Origin of the sequence: Bacillus mesophilus (genome assembly GCF_011008845.1) — a bacterium.
Taxonomy (GTDB): domain Bacteria; phylum Bacillota; class Bacilli; order Bacillales; family SA4; genus Bacillus_BS; species Bacillus_BS mesophilus.
The window spans coordinates 237598-257300 of record NZ_JAAIWM010000005.1; the positions used below are offsets into that span (position 1 = coordinate 237598).

Consider the following 19703-nt stretch of genomic DNA (forward strand, 5'->3'; position numbering starts at 1 on the left):
CCGTTGCCCTCTATACAGCATTAAACTTGCTTAAGTATTCCGAATATAATACGCTAAAATCAATTAATATCTTTACTTCAAACTATTTTAAAAAGGTTGTGCTGTAATGACTAAGAATGAAAATATAAGCTGTTCAGTTGGTACTCCGAAGGAAATTAAGGAAGATGGTTCCTTCAATCGTCAGACAAATCGATTTACTACACCTTTTGGAGAGCAACCTGGGGAACTGCCAGTTGAGGCTAATCGTTATCGGCTTCTATGGTCACCCGCTTGTCCGTGGGCACACCGCGCTGTTATTGTTCGAAAAATCGTTGGCCTTGAAGATGTGATCAGTTTAGGTACAACTAGTCCCATGCGTCCGAGAATTCCTCATGTTGACTGGGAGTTTTCACTCGATAAAGATAGTGTTGACCCAGTCCTTGGCGTTCAGTATATGAGTGAGGTCTATCTTAACGCTGACCCAGAATACTCCGGCCGTCCAACAGTTCCCGTGATGGTTAATATCCAAGAAAAGAAAGCCGTTAACAATGATTATTTTAAGCTAACCAATTACTTTGAAACAGTATGGTCTCCTTTTCATAAAGAGAACGCACCAGACTTGTATCCAGAAGCTTTAAGAGAAGAAATTGATGATCTTAATGAATTGATTTTCCATGAAGTAAATAACGGAGTTTATAAATGTGGCTTTGCTCAATCGCAGGAAGCTTATGAAGAAGCATACGAAACTTTATTTTCGAGACTTGATCAACTAGAGCAGCACTTATCCCAAAAAAGATTCTTGTTTGGGGACTATATTACTGACTCTGATGTTAGACTTTACACAACCTTAATTCGTTTCGATGCTGCTTACTTCACCGCGTTCAATACAAATCGAAATTTAATTAGAGAATTCACAAACTTATGGGGATATGTAAGAGATCTCTACCAAACTGCTGGGTTCGGTGAGACAACAGACTTTGATGCTATTAAGAGGCATTACCATTTATCTATTACCATATCACCTGATAAAGTAGAGCCAACGGTTTTACCTAAAGGACCTGAATTATCTATTTTTCATACTCCTCACAATCGTGAAAAGCTCAGTGGAAAAGATGAAAAGTTTTTAACTAAGAAGTAATAGGAGTTGAACAAGATGAGTGAAGTTAAAATTCTTGATGCACATGAAGAGATGCTTGCTCTCATACGAGAACAAAGAGTAAATGCCTACTCAGAATATGCAAATGTCCTTCCTAGTGAACACTGGAAGGCTTTGAAACGTGCCCTTTCAAGTGGTGCGGACTCTCATGAAGGAGTAGATATAATTGCTGCTGAACTTAACGGAACAATAGTGGGTAGTGTAGTCTTATTTCCTCCTAAATCAAATGCATATAATGGTTTGTTAGAGGAATTAGAATATCCTGAAATTAGAATGCTTGCTGTTGATCCAGATGCACGAGGAAAAGGAATTGCCAATGCCTTAATTACCGAATGTATAGAGCGAACGAAAGCAAAAGGATTATCCAAGATTGGCTTACATACTGGAGACTTTATGAAAAACGCCATTCATGTCTATGAGAAATTCGGTTTCAAACGCTTGCCTCAATATGATTTTGAGCCAGCAAATGATGGTATTATTGTTCGAGCGTATGTGTTAGAGATCCATTAGCTCTAAAGGAGCCCTCTATTTCGGCTCCTTTTAACTAATGCACTATAAATATCGGTAATTATAGAATCTTGAGCATGTAGAGTCCAATGTTTTTTAATGTAGTCCTTTTATAATGGCTTTGGCTGCATAATAGCCACTTAGTGCTGATGATAAGGTACCCGGCCCTGGAAAGGCTTGTTCTCCTACTATATATAGCTGTCTGTTTCCAGAACGAACACTTTTGGGACTTCTAATCGCATTTTTTACACTCAACGGAAATCCTCCAACCTCTGCTTTCCCTACAAACTTCTTGTAGGTAAGAGGAGTTCCAGCCTCTACTGATCTTAGTAGATCCTTGAGTGGAACAGTCTGGTGGATTATGTCTATAATATCTTTCCTTACTAGTTCTTTTTCATATTTATATTGTTCCTTTGTAAAGGCAAACCATTGCGAAGGTTGCGTATGAACTGAAGCAGTCATCATCACCTCATCCTCTATTACGTTTCCACTCCGATCCCTCGAATGATGAAAGGTAACATAAATAGGACCGTGAACATTTCTTAACAGTTTATACTGCTCAGTAGTCGGAACAATTTGTAGGGCAAAAGGAAACTTACCGTCATTAAGTTCCTTAGCAATCTCTCCATCTAAAATCGCATCTATTCGAAAAGCTCCCCACGAGAAGACTTCTTCTTCCATAAAACTTGTTCCTGATCCAAAGGAAACTCCTGCATTATTAATGACGATATCATATTGATCCTGAACTTTAGTGCTGTTTACTTCCCAGTTTCTTAAGCTTTTATTGAAGTTCACAGTCATTACAGGTGAAGACAAATGAACATTTCCACCAAGTACTGTTATTCGATTAGCTAATGCCCTACATAATGTAACTAAACCTTGGTCTATTGAAAAACTACCATTTCGATAGATAGTTAGGGCTAGGCTAGACGGAAGCAAAGCTGCATTTGACACATCCGTTTGAACAGCATCAATTAACTGAGCATTTAAAAATTGCCTAAAAGGTTCAAGTTGATCCACTTTATACTTTTTCATCAAATCCTCGACTGTCCAATTTGAATATCGTGCAAGCCTTAAGGATGAACCAGGGCTAGTGATCGCTATTTTAATTAACTTCTGTAAGTCATGTAGTTGTACAGGTAATGCTATCCTGTTCTCAACAATCCTTAACACATCCAAACTGATTCGGTGTAGTTCATTCCAAAAAGCTAATACCTCTTTTGGGTTAGAAGGAAAAAACCTCTTTAATTCTTGCTCCCATAAACCTGCATCTCTATAAATTGATATTTTCCCAGTAGGAAGGACTACATCCATTGGATGATCTAACAACTCATTAGGAACGGAAATATCTAGATCTTCAAGAAGACTTCTTAGCACTCCACCCTCTTCTAAACCAAACGCTACTGTGGCTCCAGTAGGAAAAGTACGGTTTTTTCTAACATAAGCACCCGCTGAACCTCCTACTGTAGTCGCAAGTTCCAATATGGTCACTTGAAAACCTGCTTTAGCCAAATATGCGCCTGCTGTTAACCCACCCACTCCGGCACCGATAATACATATTGATTTTGACAAAGCGACCTCTTCCTTTCACCCTGCTTTTTAAAAAGGATACTTGCCATTTCTCATACAAGAAGAAAAAGAAAAGAGCATCTTAACAATGCCCTTGTTCTTACATTATTAATTAATATGAGGAATTAGCGCAAAACTATAAATAGCTTTGCTAAACCTAAAATAATATAAACGATCTTAGCGAGGACTGAATCCATTTCACCAAAGAAACACCTACAAGATCCCATTCAAATAGAGCAACTAAGTTTTTAAACCACTAATATTTTTAAGCTGGATTCAACGTTTTAAAAAAGGACAATCTTAATTTGTATAAATTTTGTATATATTAACTAATTTAATTATACAAACACTATACATAGTTCGCAATGTATTTCTTGAAATTATTTTAATTTATACAGATCAATTGTTTTTAAAGCTTTTTTGTATAAATTATGTATAATTATAGTGAGGTGAACGCTTATGTACAACATTAAAAAGGTGTCTGAAATCCTAGACATTCCTACCGTAACGATTAGAGCTTGGGAAACTAGATATCAAGTAATTAATCCTACTCGTACTGAGGGTGGACATCGTTTATATAGTGAGCAGGATATTGAAACACTTAAATGGTTAAAAGAAACCATGCAAGAAGGCAATATAAAAATTGGAGAAGCAGTCAGACTACTTCAGAAAAGACCAATCGAGAGCCCCTCATTACCGGAAACTAAGCCTGGGTATGAAGGAATCATTGAACAGCTTTATCAAGCACTTATTGATGTAAATACAGAACAGGCAAATAGACTTACAGATCTAGCTTTCACCTTGTATGACTTTGAAGAGGTATTTCAAAATATTTTCGTTCATGTTTTATATAAGGTTGGGGATGAATGGGAGAATGGGCATATCACGACGGCCCAGGAGCACTTCTCTTCTCAATTTATTATCCAGCGATGTACTCAGTTCCTAAGAATACTCCCGACAGATCACAGTCTTCCAAGAGCTCTTGCCTTCTGTCCTGAAGGAGAGCACCATCATATAGGCTTACTCCTGTTTAGTCTATTTCTTAGAAAAAAAGGAGTCGAAGTGATCTACCTAGGACCAAATACTCCTCTTGGCGGACTTTCTGATTTAATAAAGATGAAAAACATCTCCATTATTGCTATTTCACTTACGAATCCTGAGCCATTTGAGTCGGTTCAAAGCTGGATTAAAGAAAATATCACAAAGGATGCTCATTTAAAGTTTGTCCTTGGAGGAAAAGCTGTACAACAGACAGACTTATTTCAATCTCCTGCTGTGTCAAACCTTCAGAAGGTTGAGTGGAATGAATGGTTCAAGGCTAATGTTAGATAATAATAGATAAAATGGTGTCATCTATATGGATGACCTTTTTTATAAAAAAGGCTGTGTTAAACCTTGTTGTTGATTTTCGTTACAGGACACTCGCTTTCCGCGGGGCGTGCGGTGAGCCTCCTCGGCATTCGCCTGCGGGGTCTCACCAAGGACAAAGTGATTTCCTTTGTCCCTATGTCACGCTGCTCCCGCAGGAGTCTCGCATCCTTCCACTACAATCAACTCTGCTAAAAAATTAACATTGTACATTAACAGAGCCATCTAAAAAGAAAAGCAGCTGATTTGTATCAGCCGCTTTTTTATTATCAATTATTCCTCAATTGCTGTTACTACTAATCTTTCTTCATGCGTTCTCTTAAATGGGTTATACGTGCCTGTGCACGTTATTAAGTGCAACCTCTTTTGAGAAGTAAACCCAAAGATTTCTTCAATGGGTCCATCATCGTCATAGGGGTATACATTTACGTTAATCACCTTATAGGTAACATGATTTTCCCCATCTGAAACGATAATTTTGTCATCAATAGATACCTGATTTAGATTCGAAAAAATCCCGGGTCCAAGATAATTATCTACATGCCCCGCTAGCACCACATTACCAGATTGCCCAGGTTTTGCACCTGGTTCAAACCAGCCAACCTCCCTAACATCCTTTGGAACCTCCATCACTCCACTTTCGAGTAGACCAACTGCACTGATACTTGCCTCTAGGTTAATAGAAGTAATGGATAGATTTGTTGGCTCAATCCCGTTTTGTTGAGTGACAGTTTGAATGTTATAGGTGGTACTATTTTGTTGTACAAGTGGTTTCGTAGCTAGCTCGATTTCCCTACCCTCTATCTTTTCAGGTTGTGAAGATAATTCATCACTTTGGTTACATCCCATTAAAAGTACTAGCAACAAAAGATTAAGATTGAAATAGATTTTTTCTTTTGTAAAAAAAGAACGCAATTCCTACCCCAATAAATAAGATTGGTAGTGTATTCATGAACAATCCTGTTAATCCACCAGTACCTGTTTTAGGAAGTTCAGACGGCATAGTAGAAGTAGAAGGATCCGCTAGTACAATTACATCTAATGCAGGCTCTCCTCCAGCTAAACCAACTGCTAACACTGAATAAATCATATCAGCTTTTAACTCTGTATCAGGTAGTGAAAGAACTACATCTTCTGTTCCAGCTACACGTACTTCTAAATCTAAAGTTCCAGGATCTACTTCAGCATAATCCGTTACTGCTTGAAATGGTGCATTTGGAAAAAGTACATCTCCACCTGTTACTGCCACATCAACAGCTGGCGCATCAGGAGAAAAATGTCCTACACGAACCTTTGTTTTTCCAGCAGTAGTCATCATATCATCATTCAATACTGCAAGTTCTAGATTTGCTAATGTATTGTTAGCCACCACTGTATAAGCTTTGCCCGCTTCAACTGCTAATGTTGCAGTTAGTACAGGATTTCCATCAGCGATTGTCCCAGCAGCATAGATTGCAACTTCATGCTCTCCAGCAGGAACCATTAGATAATCAGTAGCAGCCTTAAAACCAGCATTTTCTACAACCGTATCACCGTTCACAGTGATATCAACAGCAGGAGCATCAGGTGAGGCATGAACAATTCGCACTTTAGCCTTGTCATGACTATCGGCAAAAACATTACCTCCAAACATAGTTAGGATTAGAGTAAAGATCACAGCTGTAATAGTCTTTTTCATCTTCCATCTCTCCTTTGGATATATATACTTTAACTCATGTAGAATTTATGTATAAAAAAAACAAAAACTATACATAAGTTATACACTATTTATACACCTGAAGAGTAATTACTGTCAACATTTTTGTATCCAATATTTTACTTGTGTACTTTTTTACTGTTTATCTAACTTTTCCATATGTGTTTTTAAACATTAAAAAGCAGAGAATAAAATCTTCTCTGCTTGTCATTAAAAGTTTTCATAGATAGAGAACATTGGAAGCATAGCGGCCATTACAATTAATCCCACTATGGTTCCTAGAATGGCAATCATAATTGGCTCTAGTACGGCACTAAGTCTAGATGCCATTTGTTCCACATCATCTTCATAAAAGTCAGCTATTTTTTCTAGCATTGTATCTAAATTACCAGTTTCTTCACCGATTTTAACCATATGTGTTGTGATTTTCGGAAACACCCAGCTGTTATCGAGAGGAGTTGAAAGGCTTTCCCCTCTTCTTAGTGAATGTTTTGCTTCCTCTAACACGTTTGCAATAACAGAATTTCCTGCTACCTCAGCGCTCATTGTTAAGGTTTGCAATACGGGTACTGAGCTAGCAAATAAAGAAGCCATTGTTCTTGATACTCTCGCTAATATAGATTTTTGAATTAATTCACCAAAGACGGGAAGCTTTAACACGATTAAATCTAATGCATATTTCCCTTTTGGATTTCGTTTTATTGCGGTAAATGCCAAGGTAACTAAAACGATAAACAGCAGCATAATATACCATCTCTCAATTAAGAAATCGGAAGCTGCTATTACGATTTTTGTCGGTAACGGGATTTCCCCTCCTACCGATAGTAGGTTCTCTAGTAAGCTAGGTAATACCTTTGTTAAAAGAATGATAATTACGATAATTGCTACGACCGTAACAGCAATAGGATAAATTAAAGCAGATTTAACCTTTTCCCTTGTTTTCCGTTCTTTTTCATAATAGATGGCTAAGCGATTCATTGTGTTTTCTAAATCACCGCTTGTTTCCCCCGCGAGTACCATATTGACAAAGACACGGTCAAAAATCTTTGGAAATTGAGCACATGACTTTGAAAAGGAGGTTCCTGAACGTATATCTTGGAAGATCGTTTTAAGTGCTTGTTGAAACGGCTTAGATGAGACCTGCTCAGATAATAAGGAGATTGCATCTACAATGGGTGTACCTGCATTAAGCAATGTTGCAAGCTGGCGACAGAAAATAACGAAGTCCTGATTTTTTACAGGTGGTCCAATGTTGATATTTAAATCCTTATTTAGGACTGATTCTTTTATTTCCTGCAGCTGAGCAACATATAATCCTTTTTTCTTTAGCTCTTCCGCTGCGGCCGCTTGTGTTACTGCCGTTAATTTTCCTCTTATTTCTTTACCTGTTTGAGAGTCTATAACCGTATATTTAAATTGCATTCCTTCCCCCCCTTATACCAATTCTTTATTACTGATTTTCATCCCAGTCCGGGGTAAATTCATCAGCCGTTTTTCTGGTAATAATTCCACTTTGAACGAGTTCCCGAACAGACATATTCATTGTCTGCATTCCTACTGCTTTACTAGTTTCTAAGATTGATTGTATTTGATGAATCTTATTTGTTCGGATTAAGTTTGCAATAGCGTGGTTATTCACTAGAATTTCCATTGCAGCTCTTCTTCCATTTTCCTGTGCTACAGGTAATAAACGTTGAGAAATTACCCCCACAAGTGAGCTTGCAAGCTGGGTTCTGACTTGCTGTTGCTGCTCAGCGGAAAATACATCTATAATTCTGTCCACAGTTTGGGCTGCACCTGTTGTGTGGAGCGTTGCTAGAACTAGATGTCCTGTCTCAGCAGCTGTTAATGCAGTTTGAATCGTCTCTACATCTCGCATTTCCCCAACTAGAATTACATCTGGATCCTGACGTAATGCTGCTCTAAGACCTACCGAGAAAGAACGTGAATCTAGTCCAATCTCCCGTTGGTTGATAATACTGTTTTTATGCTTGTGTAGGTATTCTATCGGATCTTCCAGCGTTAAGATATGTTTGTTCATAGTTTCATTTATATAATCTATCATTGAGGCCAGTGTGGTAGACTTCCCACTCCCGGTTGGTCCAGTAACAAGTAATAACCCTTGTGTTTGTTTAGCAAACGCTGTGACAACAGGAGGAAGATGTAATTCAGCAAAGTTTGGAATCCCATTATTAATAACACGACATACCGTAACAATTGATCCACGTTGCTTAAAAATATTTACACGAAAGCGACATACTCCTGGAATTGCATAAGAAAAATCAATGTCGCCAATATCTTGAAATAATGCCTGATGATCACTACTCATCAATTCATTTGCCATTTGCTCTGTGTCTTCTGTTGTAAGGATTGAATTGCCTATTTTTTTTAGTTTTCCATTTATTCGAACAATCGGTGCAACACCAGATGTAATGTGTAAATCAGATGCACGATTTTGATATGCAAAATGCAGTAATTTTTGAATATCCATAGGTTCCTCCTAGCACTATTCAACCGTCACGCGATAGATTTCGTCCAATGACGTCATACCCTGGGCTGCTTTCATTAAGCCGTCTTCAAACATTGATTTAAACCCTTTACCTGAAACATAATTACGATAAACTGAGTCTTGATTTTTTTGGGTGATCATATTTCGCATCTCATCGTCTACAAGTAAGGTTTCATGAATTGCCAATCTTCCTTTATAACCTGTATTGTTACAAGTCGAGCAGCCCTTCCCTTTACTTAAACGCTCCGTATTAAGTCCTCTACCATAGAAAAGCTGCTGCTCCTCTTCTGTTGGTACATAGGGAGTTGCACAATTCTTACAAACTCTTCGTACTAATCGCTGTGCTACTACGCCAACAACTGCAGAAGAGACAAGGAACGGCTCTACTCCCATATCAATAAGACGACTAATTGCACTTACTGAATCATTCGTATGCAATGTACTTAAAACAAGGTGACCTGTAAGAGCGGCTCGAAGGGAAATTTCTGCCGTTTCCGTATCACGAATTTCTCCTAGCATGATAATATCGGGATCTTGTCGAAGGATAGACCGCAATCCAGCGGCAAAGGTCATTCCAATATTCGAACGGACTTGAACTTGATTAATACCTTTAATTTGATATTCAACAGGATCCTCAACGGTAATAATATTTACATCATCTGTATTTAAATTTTGAAGTGCGGTATACAGGGTCGTTGATTTTCCAGACCCGGTTGGACCAGTAACTAAGATAATTCCATATGCACTATTGATCATCTTACGGAAGTTTATCTCATTTTGTTTTGAAAACCCTAGCTTTTCAATCCCAAGGGTGACATTTCCGGTATCAAGTAAACGCATAACTACTTTTTCACCATAAACAGTAGGGAGAATCGATACACGCAGATCGATATTTCTTAAATCAACATCCATTTTAAAGCGACCGTCTTGGGGAAGTCGCTTCTCGGCGATATTTAGCTTGGACATTATTTTGATTCTAGAAACAAGAACGTTATTCATATTTTTCGGTAAGGTCCGTTCCGTTCTTAGGACACCATCTACCCTTAATCGAATTAATGTCTCGTTTTCATGCGGGTCAATGTGAACATCACTTGCTCCAACCTGAATGGCTTGTCCTAGTAATTGATTGACCATTTTGGCAACAGGCGAATCATCTGCCTGCTGCGCCTCTAAAAACCCTTCATCATCTTCATTTAAAGGCATATCCTCTAGCATCTTATCAATTGATTTTTGCATACCGTAATAACGATTTAGTGCAACCTGTATTTCATTTCTCTTTGCAATCGCTGGTTCAATTTGAAAACCAGTGCTTAATCGCAGATCATCTATTGCGTAATAATCAAGAGGGTCCACCATCGCTACAAGCAGGTTGTCATTAACCTTCCTTAATGGGAGAACTTGATATTTTCTGGCAAGATCCTCACTTATAATACTTACAAGCTTTCGATCAATTTCAACTTCATGCAGGTTAACCTTTTTTATACCGAGCTGGTATTCTAATACTTGAATAATGGTGTCTTCGTCGACTATATTCATTAATACAAGTTGATCTCCTAGGCGCTGGCCAGATCTTTTTTGTTCAAGTAGCGCATCCATAAGTTGCTCTTCTGTTATTACGTTCGCCTCTATAAGTAAGTCACCTATACGCTTTCGCTTTTTTTGATTCATTGGTGTATGCGCTCCCCTCTCGCTACTACTTAATTACGACATTTTTAAGGGTACTTCCATTTAACAATAAGGTAAAGTCAATTAGTAGGCCTTCTAGCTTCCATAAGTCGTCTAAGTTACCGCTAGTTTGATAGCTTACTAGCTGGCGTTCCACGTCATTTACTATATAAATAGTTTCGTTCAGTTGGACTTTACGTTCTTCTGAACCTCCAGCACTATTTACATATGCATGTACGTCACTTTTATATAGATTTATTGCCTCTAAAGCTTTGTTCATTTTTTCCTCTGTTAAAGAGTATTCATCTTGTGTAATACCGCTAGTTGTAATGGATGATATATTAGCCATTACTTGGTGACTAATCGGCCATAGCCATTCGTTCTCTTCGGTGCTGAAGTCTAGGCTTAACTCTCTAATGTAAGTATCAATACCATACTGATTAAGAACCTTTTCCTTTTCAAAAGCAGAAGGCATGTCATGACTGACAGAACTAAATATCAGGCTGATTGAACTATCAGAGACACGAGGATCCATGCCGTTTGAAAGGATATTATTTAATTTTTTGTATAAATAATGATCTGATACGTAGGCCCCGGTTTGGATTAGATAGAATTTTGCTGTGCTTTCGTTAGAATGTTCAAGTGAAATATCGGGAGAAATGCTGGTTTCGTACCTTTTTACATTCACAACATCTTGGCTGCCTCCAACTGCTATTTCAGTTCCAATTTTTGTTTCTTCTGTTTCAACCTTTTCTGGTCTTAGCTCCACAGGACTTTTCTCAATAGAGCCTTCTTCTATGGCAAAGGAATTATCCAATCCGATTAGCTCTTTAAAGTCTTCACTATAAAAAACACGTGCTGTAATAACAGCTGCTAATTGATCTTCTTCATCTCTTACATAGGAATAGTTTTGAATATGAATAACCCTTGGTAGCTCTTCTAATCCGTTAATAAATTGATTTAAATTGATTTCTTCGCCACTAATATTGATCGCCACATCGAGATAGGAGATGCTTACTTCTTTTACTTCATTAATCTCTTTTTCTAAAATTGTATATACATCAGCAGGGAATAACTGCATCCACTGGTTTTCATCAACAGTATTTGTTTGCGCATTTGTATTAGCTGTATCTTGTGAATGACTAAATCCGATACTTTCAATAAAAGCACCTGTTCCTAGTTCCATTTGCTCTAAATCAGCAATCATTTGTTCTATGTTAGGACGAATTGGAATCGCTTCGAGTAAAGTCTTCTTTTCCTCATCAGTCAAGGCTTGTGGCTGAAGTTGACTTAGCAGTTTTTCATAGTCAGCGACAGCTACTTCTACTTTGCTTAATTCTCCACTTTTAAGGTCTTCCTCTGCAAGCAAGGGACGAATAAAGAGTAAAAAGAATATCCCAATCAAGACAACAAATGCAATAATAATATTTATTAGTAACTTTTCTTTTGCTACATTTCCCTCTCTCATTGCTGTTCACCTTCTAACGATACTAGAGTAATGGTAAATTGCGATTCATAGAGCTCTTGTTCCTTATCTACTAAAATCGTATTAACCTCAACATCAGTAACGAATTCAGCAAAGAACAAGCGGTTCACAAATATCGCTACATCCGTTTTAGACGGGAAATTAGCTGTTATTAACAAATTACCGTTGTTGTCATAAGTGTAAGTCTTTACTTTCGCATTTGTCGTTAACAATTTATACACATTGTCTTGTAGTTCTGTCGGATTTTTATAAATGTTACTCATTAGATTATTTGTCTTGGTATATTTATCAACAAAGTTATATTCTGTTATCCCAGTAATCCTGTTGGTATATTCCGTTTGTAATTGATCTTTATATTGTGTCTCAAGTACAATAGCCTCTTCCAGCGATTTAATTGAGCTTTTCACATTAATATAAGAGAAAATGGAATATATGGTGATCCCCAATACAGCGATACCGGCTACCAGTATAAGAGGGTATCTATTGATCCTTATGGATTTCGATTGGGGCAATAAATCGATACTTACGTTCACTACGAATCTCTCCTGTCCATTATTTCCACTTTTTCTTGGCTGTTACATTCCCTTTCATTGCAAGACCAATGGCGACACTAGAACTATTTAACTCGTCTATTTTCTTGAAATTTTCATGCAATAGTGCAGAAAAATCAATTTCACTAACTTCCATATCGAGTCTTGCTTTCAGCTGAGCAATCGCTTTACTCGTATTTTTCCCTGTTACAATAACCCGTCTAAAATCACTACTTCCTTTGCTAAGAGAGTAATGAAAGAAGTTTTGGGCCTTTTCAATTTCTTTTACAACTGTGTCAATATATTGCTCTTCACTTTCATCTAGTGGCTCTAGTGTGACGGCAGCCTCTTTATTGGAAAATACCGTATCCTCTTCAAAAGTTAAAACATCGTTATGAAGAAGCACATCTGCCTTTCCACTTTCTTTAGCGACAGTAGACATCATTCTAGAGAACGCAATAACGCCATTTGAAAATATATGAATATCCATCGATTCATCAGACAGGTCTACAACCATTTCAGTTCCGTTTAACCATGATTGGTTTGTATAGTTAATTAAACGTTGTAGGGCAAGACCTCTTATTTCAGCCGTTACTGGTTTTAATCCTGCGGTATTACACGTTTCTAAGAAATCCTGTGATAATGGTTCAGAAGTAGCAAAAAATAAAAGATCGCTTTTACTATCACTAGCTTCTATCTTATCTGCTGCGTCATTGTCATTTAACGTAAATTGATCATTCAGTTCGGTTTCTTGATTTGCTTCAATGGTACCAATTTTCACAAAATCATAGATTGGGTTATCAAATGGTAAATGAATGCTATCTCCAACTTGATATTGCAGTAATTTTGAAAGCTCTGCTTTTTTTAAATTTGGCAAAGATGTAATTCGACGAACTATTATATTTTGTGTTGGAAATGCGAGATGAACTAATTTAGTCTTTGTATCCTTTTTTAATATACCGGCTATGCTCTTCTTATCTGTAATTCTAGCATTCTCAATTATATTTCCTGGTGTTTTCACCGTGTTAACATCCATCAAAACAGGAATAGCCTGTTCCATTTTTATCGTTGCTTGTGAGATATAAGCTTCTCGAAAATCGATACCGGTAAACTTATCTTTCTTTCTGAACATCGTTGCCACCTCTTTCGTGTTTCATTTACCGTTCTGTTGAAAAATCTATACTTTTTGGGCTTAATCTTGATGAATAAGTTCCTGTTAGAACTTCAGTACCATCATCGGGACTACATGCTGCAGGTAATAGAAGGCAATCAATCCCACGCGTTAATCCATTTACTTGAAACGTGTTAGAAGTACCTGAATTATTGTACGTAACCATTCCACTATTAATCGTAACAATTGAGTTTCCATTATTTTTATATTCGTTTACAATTAAAGCTCCTTCTATGATTAACTGTGGTATACCGGCATTTGCTCCAGCATTACCACCAAGTGTAACAGTCTCCGCAAAGACAATCGCATCGTTTGGAATAATAATCTTATTCCCTTCACCTTGTACTTTAATTTCCTTTACCTTCTTAATTCCTGAAGGAAAAATAAACGATTGATCTATTAACTGATAATCATAAGTCGTGGACCATACTATTCCTGTAATATTATTACTATTACCATTAGTAGTTGTGGACCAACCAATACCCAAATCTTCCATTAAATCATAATAAGTATCTACGTGTACTTGTTCTGGTTTGGGGTTTATTAAGAATTGACCTTTATTTTTATATCCATCATCATTTACATAGGAAAATCCATGATTTGTTATGATTGTGTCTGGAAATAATGCCATGTCAAAGGTCATAACCCGGCTGACCGTCGAATTATCCTTGTATCTTGCCTCTAACGTAACAGTAATCGGTTCATTTACTGGCCTAGTAGGACTAGGCGTAATGGTCTCGACATCGGGATTAGTTGTGATTTGTACTTCAACCTCCCTGTTACCAATGGTGTGGGTTACTATGTCATGGTCCAGAGCGTAAAAGAATGGACCACTGTTTCCATTGGAGGTTTTATATTCCGACATTTCAGCAAGGACAATTTCAATTGCTCCTTCAGCACGATAAAACTCTTCTTGGTCCTTATTATTCTTAACTACAGTCTGTAAACCATATGTTGTTGACTGAAGCATAAAAGTTCCAACAATACTAAGTACAACAACAATAAATAATACCGTAAGTAATGCGACACCAGATTGATTTCCTTTAAGAAGCTTAATCATTAATCATTCACCCCTAGTTACTTTTAATATCTTACTCGCTTGTCCAAGTCGTTAAACACTTCAGTTGAGACGGCAAATTGAAAATCGTCCTTTTGTAAAACTAATTCAATAGAATACGCCATCTTTGTTCGGTTTAACGAAATAGGCTTTTCTGTTACGTTAAAGGAACTAATATTTTCTGAAAGGGTGCTATTACTAGGGATGAATGTCAAAGTTTCAGTTACTGAATCATAGACTATTTGTGCCTGATCCAATTTATCAGCAATAATTGTTTTATTTGCGGTGGAATCTTCCGTAATCTTCCCCCCATCTCTTACTACATTAGAAATTGTTTCTAAGAGAAACCTTGCTTCTCTTTGCAGCTCATTCTCGGCAGCAACTGTTTTTGTCATATTGGTTGAGTAAGAAAAGAGTTGAAAACCTATTGTTGAAACGCCAACCATGATTAATATAACAATTAATAGCTCAACTAAAGTAACACCTCTTTGGTTTCTCATAGATCCTTCACCACCGTTACTAGCTCGTACCGATTTGTAGAATCAGTTTGTGATTCGACTTCTATTGTTATTTCATAAATTGGTATTGTTGTATTAATATCATCTGGATCTGGATCAGCTGTAATAGTTACTTTAGCATCATATGTTACAGAAGTATCTTGTATCGTTACACAGCCCCGATCCTTCAAGCAATAGTATTCGGTTGCTGAAGTGCCTTCTTCATAGCCTTGTTCGCGTATAATTTCCATAACCTCTTGTCCATAATACGAGAGCTGTGTATCCTTGCCTTGTGCCACTGTTCGAGTAAAAGAGCCTGTCATCACGGTTAATAGAGGAACAAGAACAATCCCTACGATGACAATGGCTGCCAAGAGCTCAATTAGCGTAATTCCATTTTCGTTTTTCATAGTTACACTTCCTTAGAAAATTAGGCTACTATACCAATTCCATATATGATTTCCGTACAAGTAAGCTAGTAGTGTACCAACAAAAATAAATGGACCAAAAGCAATTGGCTCTCTACGTTTTACTATCTTTAAAGTTAAAAGGACAATGCCTACTACTGCTCCAAAAAAGGAAGCAATCACTAAGCTCATGATTGTTAATAGCGGACCAAGGGCAACACCAATTACAGCATAGAGCTTAATGTCTCCTCCACCCATTCCACCTTTGCTGATAACAGCGATTAAAAGCAGTACTACAAATCCGGTTAAACCTCCTATTAGATAGGTCAGGAACGGTTCCTCTCCAATAAAAATTCTTACAATAAGGAGGATAATTAGACAGGGGATTGTGATGATATCTAGTATTAATTTTTCACGGATATCTGTTAGAACCGCTAGAATTAATAAGATAGATAAGATCAGTGCGGGTATTAATTCTGGGGTAATGCCTATTTCCTTATAAACAATAAAGATGGTTACAGCAGTAAATCCTTCTCCTAAAGGGTATGAAGGGGAAATTTTATCTTTACAGTAACGGCAACGACCACGTAAGAAGATATAGCTGAATACAGGAACAAGGTCTAAAGCACCTAATCTGTGACTACAGGTTGTACAATGAGAGGGTGGATATGAGATTGATTCCTTTTTTAATAGGCGGATAGCTACTACGTTGAAGAAGCTGCCAAATATAAGAGAAAAAATAATAACCAATAAATCAAGGGTGACCATATTAGTAACTCCTTCTATCCATATTCCAAAATAATTTATGGGTAAAAATAAAGCTGTCACCGTCTGTAGAGACGCGACAGCTTTTAAAAGAAAATATTATTGTGTACACGCTGCAGTGTTATCAGTAGTAGAAGCAGCGGCTCCAGCTAAGATAGCTACTTTATTAGAAGCATTAAGCTGGAAAGCACCTGAACAGCTTGTAAATGTCTTAACAGCTGGAAGTGAATCTAAGAAAGGACCACCGATGTGGGAAGTTCCTGATTCAGCTTCTAATAAATCATTTAAAGCAAAACCGCTTGGAAGGCCATTGTTTAAAGTATAATAACGATTAACTGCATCCTGAACAATTGACAGGTTTTGTGCATTTGTATTTTTTGCAGCATTATCCTGCTGGCTCATTACCATCGGAATAGCAATTGCAGCAATAATACCTAAAATAACAATAACAACTAATAGTTCGATCAACGTTAAACCGCGTTGATTTTTAACACGTTCTTTTAATGCAAGTAGAGCTTTTAACATTAAAATTCCCCCTATAAATTATAAAATATTTAATATATTTCAAGAGACTGCCTCTTAAAATCCATGAGAATAAAAAACTAGTAAAATATGTACTAATAAGTCTTTTGACACAATTTACAACAAGAAATTACATAAAATATTACTTTATGTTACAAATCATTACCAACTACTAGTTATTTTATATTATTTTCCGTTAAATTTAAAGGGGATCTTGTAAATTTTTAGGGTTTTATAAGGTATTATGGCCTATATATTTTTCTACAAATTTAGACAAATTCAGACATACATATTATACTAATATAAAAAATTAGACCTCTCAATTTATGAGAGGTCCTTTTCATTGATATAGTTTAATATTTTTATACCTTGCTCATGATCAGTCCACTTAATTCCTAATTCTATTTTTTCTTTTATAGGTCTTGACCTAACAATAGTTCCTTTGATTAACCAGCCCATATTTGATAACTGTAAACCGACTACATCACCGATAGTAAAGTTCGTATTCTTCATTTCAAGCTTACATCCATTAATCCCAACATCACTAAGAATTGCATTATTTTTTTCAAAACTATCTTCAAAATTATTTGTATTGGAAACATACTCTTCAATTGCTGCCCCTGTTTGCTCCATTGATACTAATGTTTCATTAGATAAACCGAAAACTAGACAATCTATATTCATTTCCAATCGTGGTGAAGTTCTTACCTTCTTTTGATAAGGAAGTTGAAGTTCTTTATAGAATTTTTTAAATATATTTAGCATACCTGTCTTAGCTTTGTATTGAAATAGCGATTCATTTGGAACTTCTCCATACAACTCTTTTACCCAATGCTGGAATGTCATGCTATCTAAATCTTTGAACTTAATTCCTAATTGATACCCATCTTTATAAGTATCATAGTAAACTAGTAAACCATCTATACAATGAATAGAATATTTTCCTTCTATGTCAATTTGTATCTCTTCTGGAACCGTCTGCAGATCAGCGATATATAGGCTACAGCCTGATTCACTTATATTTATTGTTTTTGCTGTAATTGTTTCCTTCATTGATTCTGCTTTAATGCGAACCGGATAGTTCCGATCAAACCGCTCTGTTTGTCTAAATTTAGGACGTTCTCTAGCCAATAGAATTGTTGGCATAAGAATGACTAGATTATAAATAAGCCAAAATAAATTAATAATAATCCCATCATGATAACCCTCTATAAAGTTTAAAATCCCCATTACTAAAGCTACTATGCTTAATCCTAAGAATATAAAATGTGGGATTATAAATGGTATATTAATTCTAGCCTTACTCAACGTTACGCCTTTAGGAGTTACATTGAATGGGATGTTCTTTTTCGTGAAGGTTTCAACTAGAACGGACCATGCTAAAAAAGGTGCTACAGATGTCTCATAAATATTACTCCAAAACCGCTTCATTCGTTTATCTAACGTTACTCTTTCTACAACAGATGTTAATAGAAAGTAAGGTAACCAAAAGGTTAGTATTCCTAATAGGCTTGCATGTAAGGAAGAAATTCCAAAGATTAAAAATAGTAGCGGCGCAAATAGGAATATCATTCTAAACACACCAAAGTACCAATAAAAGAGGGAACTGACATAGAGAACTCGTTGCATTATAGATACCCTGGTAGCGTGATGGGATTCCATTTCCTCATAGTTTGAATGGTTCCTCTTGCCCATCTAATTCGTTGACTCAGGAAATCTGATAACGACTCAGCAGCAAGCCCCTGTGCTAACACTTCATTATGGAAGACAGTTTTGTATCCCTTTGACTGGATTAGCATACCGGTTGCCATGTCCTCTGTGATCGTCCCTGTAGCAAAACCACCAATTGCATCTAAGGCAACTCTTCTAAAGATGGTATTACTACCAATATAAATAGTAGAGTTAAACCTGTCTCTTCCTGTTTGGATGAGACGCATGAAAAGATCTTGTTCGTTCGGGATATTTTTACTTTGAAGTAGATTAAATTGATATATATCATCATTGTAAAAAGCCTGTGGTAATTGAACAAAAGCTACCAATTCATCATTAAAATAACCTAGAGTATTTTTAGAAAGTTAGGTTTGGGAATCATATCAGCATCAATGGTTACAATCAACTCCTCCTTTGTAAGGGCCAATGCATTATTTAAATTCCCTGCTTTTGCGTGATCATTATTACTTCTAGTGATATAGCCTACACTTAGGCTTTCAGCTAACCTCTTCATTTCTAGCCGTCTTCCATCATCACAAACCCAAATGGATAGTGCCTCAACTGGATATTCAAGATTCTTAAAAGCCAGGATTGTCCTCCTTACCAGTTCCGTAGATTCGTTGTAAGTAGTTATAAATAAATCAATCGTATACGTTTTTTTTTTAATGGAGTAACTCGTTTGTTGGGTTTGTATAAGAGAATATAAAACAACGTGTTTTGAATAGATAGAATCAATTCAGAACCTAAGAGTAATAAACCAGGAAGTAGTGCTATTCCAGTTGGGAGTGTGTAAAATAAACGCCACGATATATATATCCATATTAGGACTAAAGTAACTATAATAAGAGGCTTTCTTAAACTTTTCATTACATCCCACCAGAAACTTATTTTATATTTTTTAGGACTATTAACGGAGTTCAATCAGAAGTCAAAGTAGTTATTTAGACCCATTAAATACCTATCTACATTCTATCAATAATTACAATTTAATAGAATAGTTATTCTTTTGTTTTTTTAAACTTCACTTTCATAAACTCCCCATAGTTCAGAATGGCTCTTCAGATGAACCTCCACACTTCTCATACATCTTGTTAAATAGGTAAGAAAAA

General features: G+C 36.6%; 20 protein-coding genes. 3 read left to right on the top strand and 17 right to left on the bottom strand.

The window, feature by feature from the left end; translation table 11 throughout:
• The first annotated feature begins 106 nt into the window (after positions 1 to 106).
• The gene (locus G4D63_RS15100; RefSeq protein ID WP_163180505.1) at positions 107 to 1117 is read left to right on the top strand and encodes a glutathione S-transferase family protein; all 1011 of its coding nucleotides are present in this window, start codon (positions 107 to 109) and stop codon (positions 1115 to 1117) included.
• Between the two features lie 15 nt (positions 1118 to 1132).
• The gene (locus tag G4D63_RS15105; RefSeq protein WP_163180506.1) at positions 1133 to 1645 is read left to right on the top strand and encodes a GNAT family N-acetyltransferase; all 513 of its coding nucleotides are present in this window, start codon (positions 1133 to 1135) and stop codon (positions 1643 to 1645) included.
• Between the two features lie 93 nt (positions 1646 to 1738).
• Here the strand turns inward: G4D63_RS15105 and G4D63_RS15110 are convergent, their stop codons facing one another.
• Positions 1739 to 3214 carry a phytoene desaturase family protein gene (locus G4D63_RS15110; RefSeq protein ID WP_163180507.1) on the bottom strand — a complete coding sequence of 492 codons (1476 nt, stop codon included), beginning with the start codon at positions 3212 to 3214 and terminating at the stop codon, positions 1739 to 1741.
• Positions 3215 to 3670: 456 nt separating this feature from the next.
• On the opposite strand from G4D63_RS15110, the gene G4D63_RS15115 reads away from it, so the two are divergent.
• Positions 3671 to 4543 carry a MerR family transcriptional regulator gene (locus tag G4D63_RS15115; RefSeq protein WP_163180508.1) on the top strand — a complete coding sequence of 291 codons (873 nt, stop codon included), beginning with the start codon at positions 3671 to 3673 and terminating at the stop codon, positions 4541 to 4543.
• Positions 4544 to 4852: 309 nt separating this feature from the next.
• Here the strand turns inward: G4D63_RS15115 and G4D63_RS15120 are convergent, their stop codons facing one another.
• From G4D63_RS15120 to G4D63_RS22485, 16 genes are all read right to left on the bottom strand, one after another.
• On the bottom strand, positions 4853 to 5494 hold the full coding sequence (locus tag G4D63_RS15120; RefSeq protein WP_163180509.1) for a class F sortase: 642 nt from the start codon (positions 5492 to 5494) through the stop codon (positions 4853 to 4855).
• Positions 5451 to 6257 carry a DUF4397 domain-containing protein gene (locus G4D63_RS15125; RefSeq protein ID WP_163180510.1) on the bottom strand — a complete coding sequence of 269 codons (807 nt, stop codon included), beginning with the start codon at positions 6255 to 6257 and terminating at the stop codon, positions 5451 to 5453. The genes G4D63_RS15120 and G4D63_RS15125 overlap by 44 nt, the downstream gene beginning before the upstream one ends.
• A gap of 228 nt (positions 6258 to 6485) precedes the next feature.
• Positions 6486 to 7697 (bottom strand): type II secretion system F family protein, encoded by a 1212-nt coding sequence (locus G4D63_RS15130; RefSeq protein ID WP_163180511.1) that lies wholly within the window; start codon positions 7695 to 7697, stop codon positions 6486 to 6488.
• Positions 7698 to 7725: 28 nt separating this feature from the next.
• Positions 7726 to 8766 carry a type IV pilus twitching motility protein PilT gene (locus tag G4D63_RS15135; protein WP_163180512.1) on the bottom strand — a complete coding sequence of 347 codons (1041 nt, stop codon included), beginning with the start codon at positions 8764 to 8766 and terminating at the stop codon, positions 7726 to 7728.
• A gap of 15 nt (positions 8767 to 8781) precedes the next feature.
• A complete protein-coding gene (locus G4D63_RS15140) occupies positions 8782 to 10452 on the bottom strand; it encodes a GspE/PulE family protein (RefSeq protein WP_163180513.1) in 1671 nt (556 codons plus the stop codon).
• 25 nt (positions 10453 to 10477) lie between these two features.
• Positions 10478 to 11917, bottom strand: coding sequence for a hypothetical protein (locus G4D63_RS15145; RefSeq protein WP_163180514.1), 1440 nt, complete (start codon positions 11915 to 11917; stop codon positions 10478 to 10480).
• A complete protein-coding gene (locus G4D63_RS15150) occupies positions 11914 to 12468 on the bottom strand; it encodes a hypothetical protein (protein ID WP_163180515.1) in 555 nt (184 codons plus the stop codon). The genes G4D63_RS15145 and G4D63_RS15150 overlap by 4 nt, the downstream gene beginning before the upstream one ends.
• Positions 12469 to 12487: 19 nt before the next feature.
• Positions 12488 to 13597 carry a type IV pilus biogenesis protein PilM gene (gene pilM, locus G4D63_RS15155; RefSeq protein ID WP_163180516.1) on the bottom strand — a complete coding sequence of 370 codons (1110 nt, stop codon included), beginning with the start codon at positions 13595 to 13597 and terminating at the stop codon, positions 12488 to 12490.
• Between the two features lie 25 nt (positions 13598 to 13622).
• Complete coding sequence (locus G4D63_RS15160; protein ID WP_163180517.1) at positions 13623 to 14696, bottom strand: pilus assembly PilX N-terminal domain-containing protein; 1074 nt, start codon at positions 14694 to 14696, stop codon at positions 13623 to 13625.
• 23 nt (positions 14697 to 14719) lie between these two features.
• Complete coding sequence (locus G4D63_RS15165; RefSeq protein WP_163180518.1) at positions 14720 to 15193, bottom strand: PilW family protein; 474 nt, start codon at positions 15191 to 15193, stop codon at positions 14720 to 14722.
• Positions 15190 to 15600 (bottom strand): type II secretion system protein, encoded by a 411-nt coding sequence (locus G4D63_RS15170; RefSeq protein ID WP_163180519.1) that lies wholly within the window; start codon positions 15598 to 15600, stop codon positions 15190 to 15192. The genes G4D63_RS15165 and G4D63_RS15170 overlap by 4 nt, the downstream gene beginning before the upstream one ends.
• A gap of 12 nt (positions 15601 to 15612) precedes the next feature.
• On the bottom strand, positions 15613 to 16365 hold the full coding sequence (locus tag G4D63_RS15175) for a prepilin peptidase (RefSeq protein ID WP_163180520.1): 753 nt from the start codon (positions 16363 to 16365) through the stop codon (positions 15613 to 15615).
• Between the two features lie 96 nt (positions 16366 to 16461).
• Positions 16462 to 16887, bottom strand: a complete 426-nt coding sequence (locus G4D63_RS22140) for a type II secretion system protein (RefSeq protein WP_275580312.1) — start codon at positions 16885 to 16887, stop codon at positions 16462 to 16464.
• Between the two features lie 321 nt (positions 16888 to 17208).
• Positions 17209 to 18456, bottom strand: coding sequence for a PilZ domain-containing protein (locus G4D63_RS15185; protein WP_163180521.1), 1248 nt, complete (start codon positions 18454 to 18456; stop codon positions 17209 to 17211).
• Between the two features lie 56 nt (positions 18457 to 18512).
• Positions 18513 to 18923 carry a glycosyltransferase family 2 protein gene (locus G4D63_RS22480; RefSeq protein WP_163180522.1) on the bottom strand — a complete coding sequence of 137 codons (411 nt, stop codon included), beginning with the start codon at positions 18921 to 18923 and terminating at the stop codon, positions 18513 to 18515.
• Positions 18924 to 18940: 17 nt separating this feature from the next.
• Positions 18941 to 19330 (bottom strand): glycosyltransferase, encoded by a 390-nt coding sequence (locus G4D63_RS22485; protein WP_163180633.1) that lies wholly within the window; start codon positions 19328 to 19330, stop codon positions 18941 to 18943.
• Positions 19331 to 19703 lie beyond the last annotated feature (373 nt).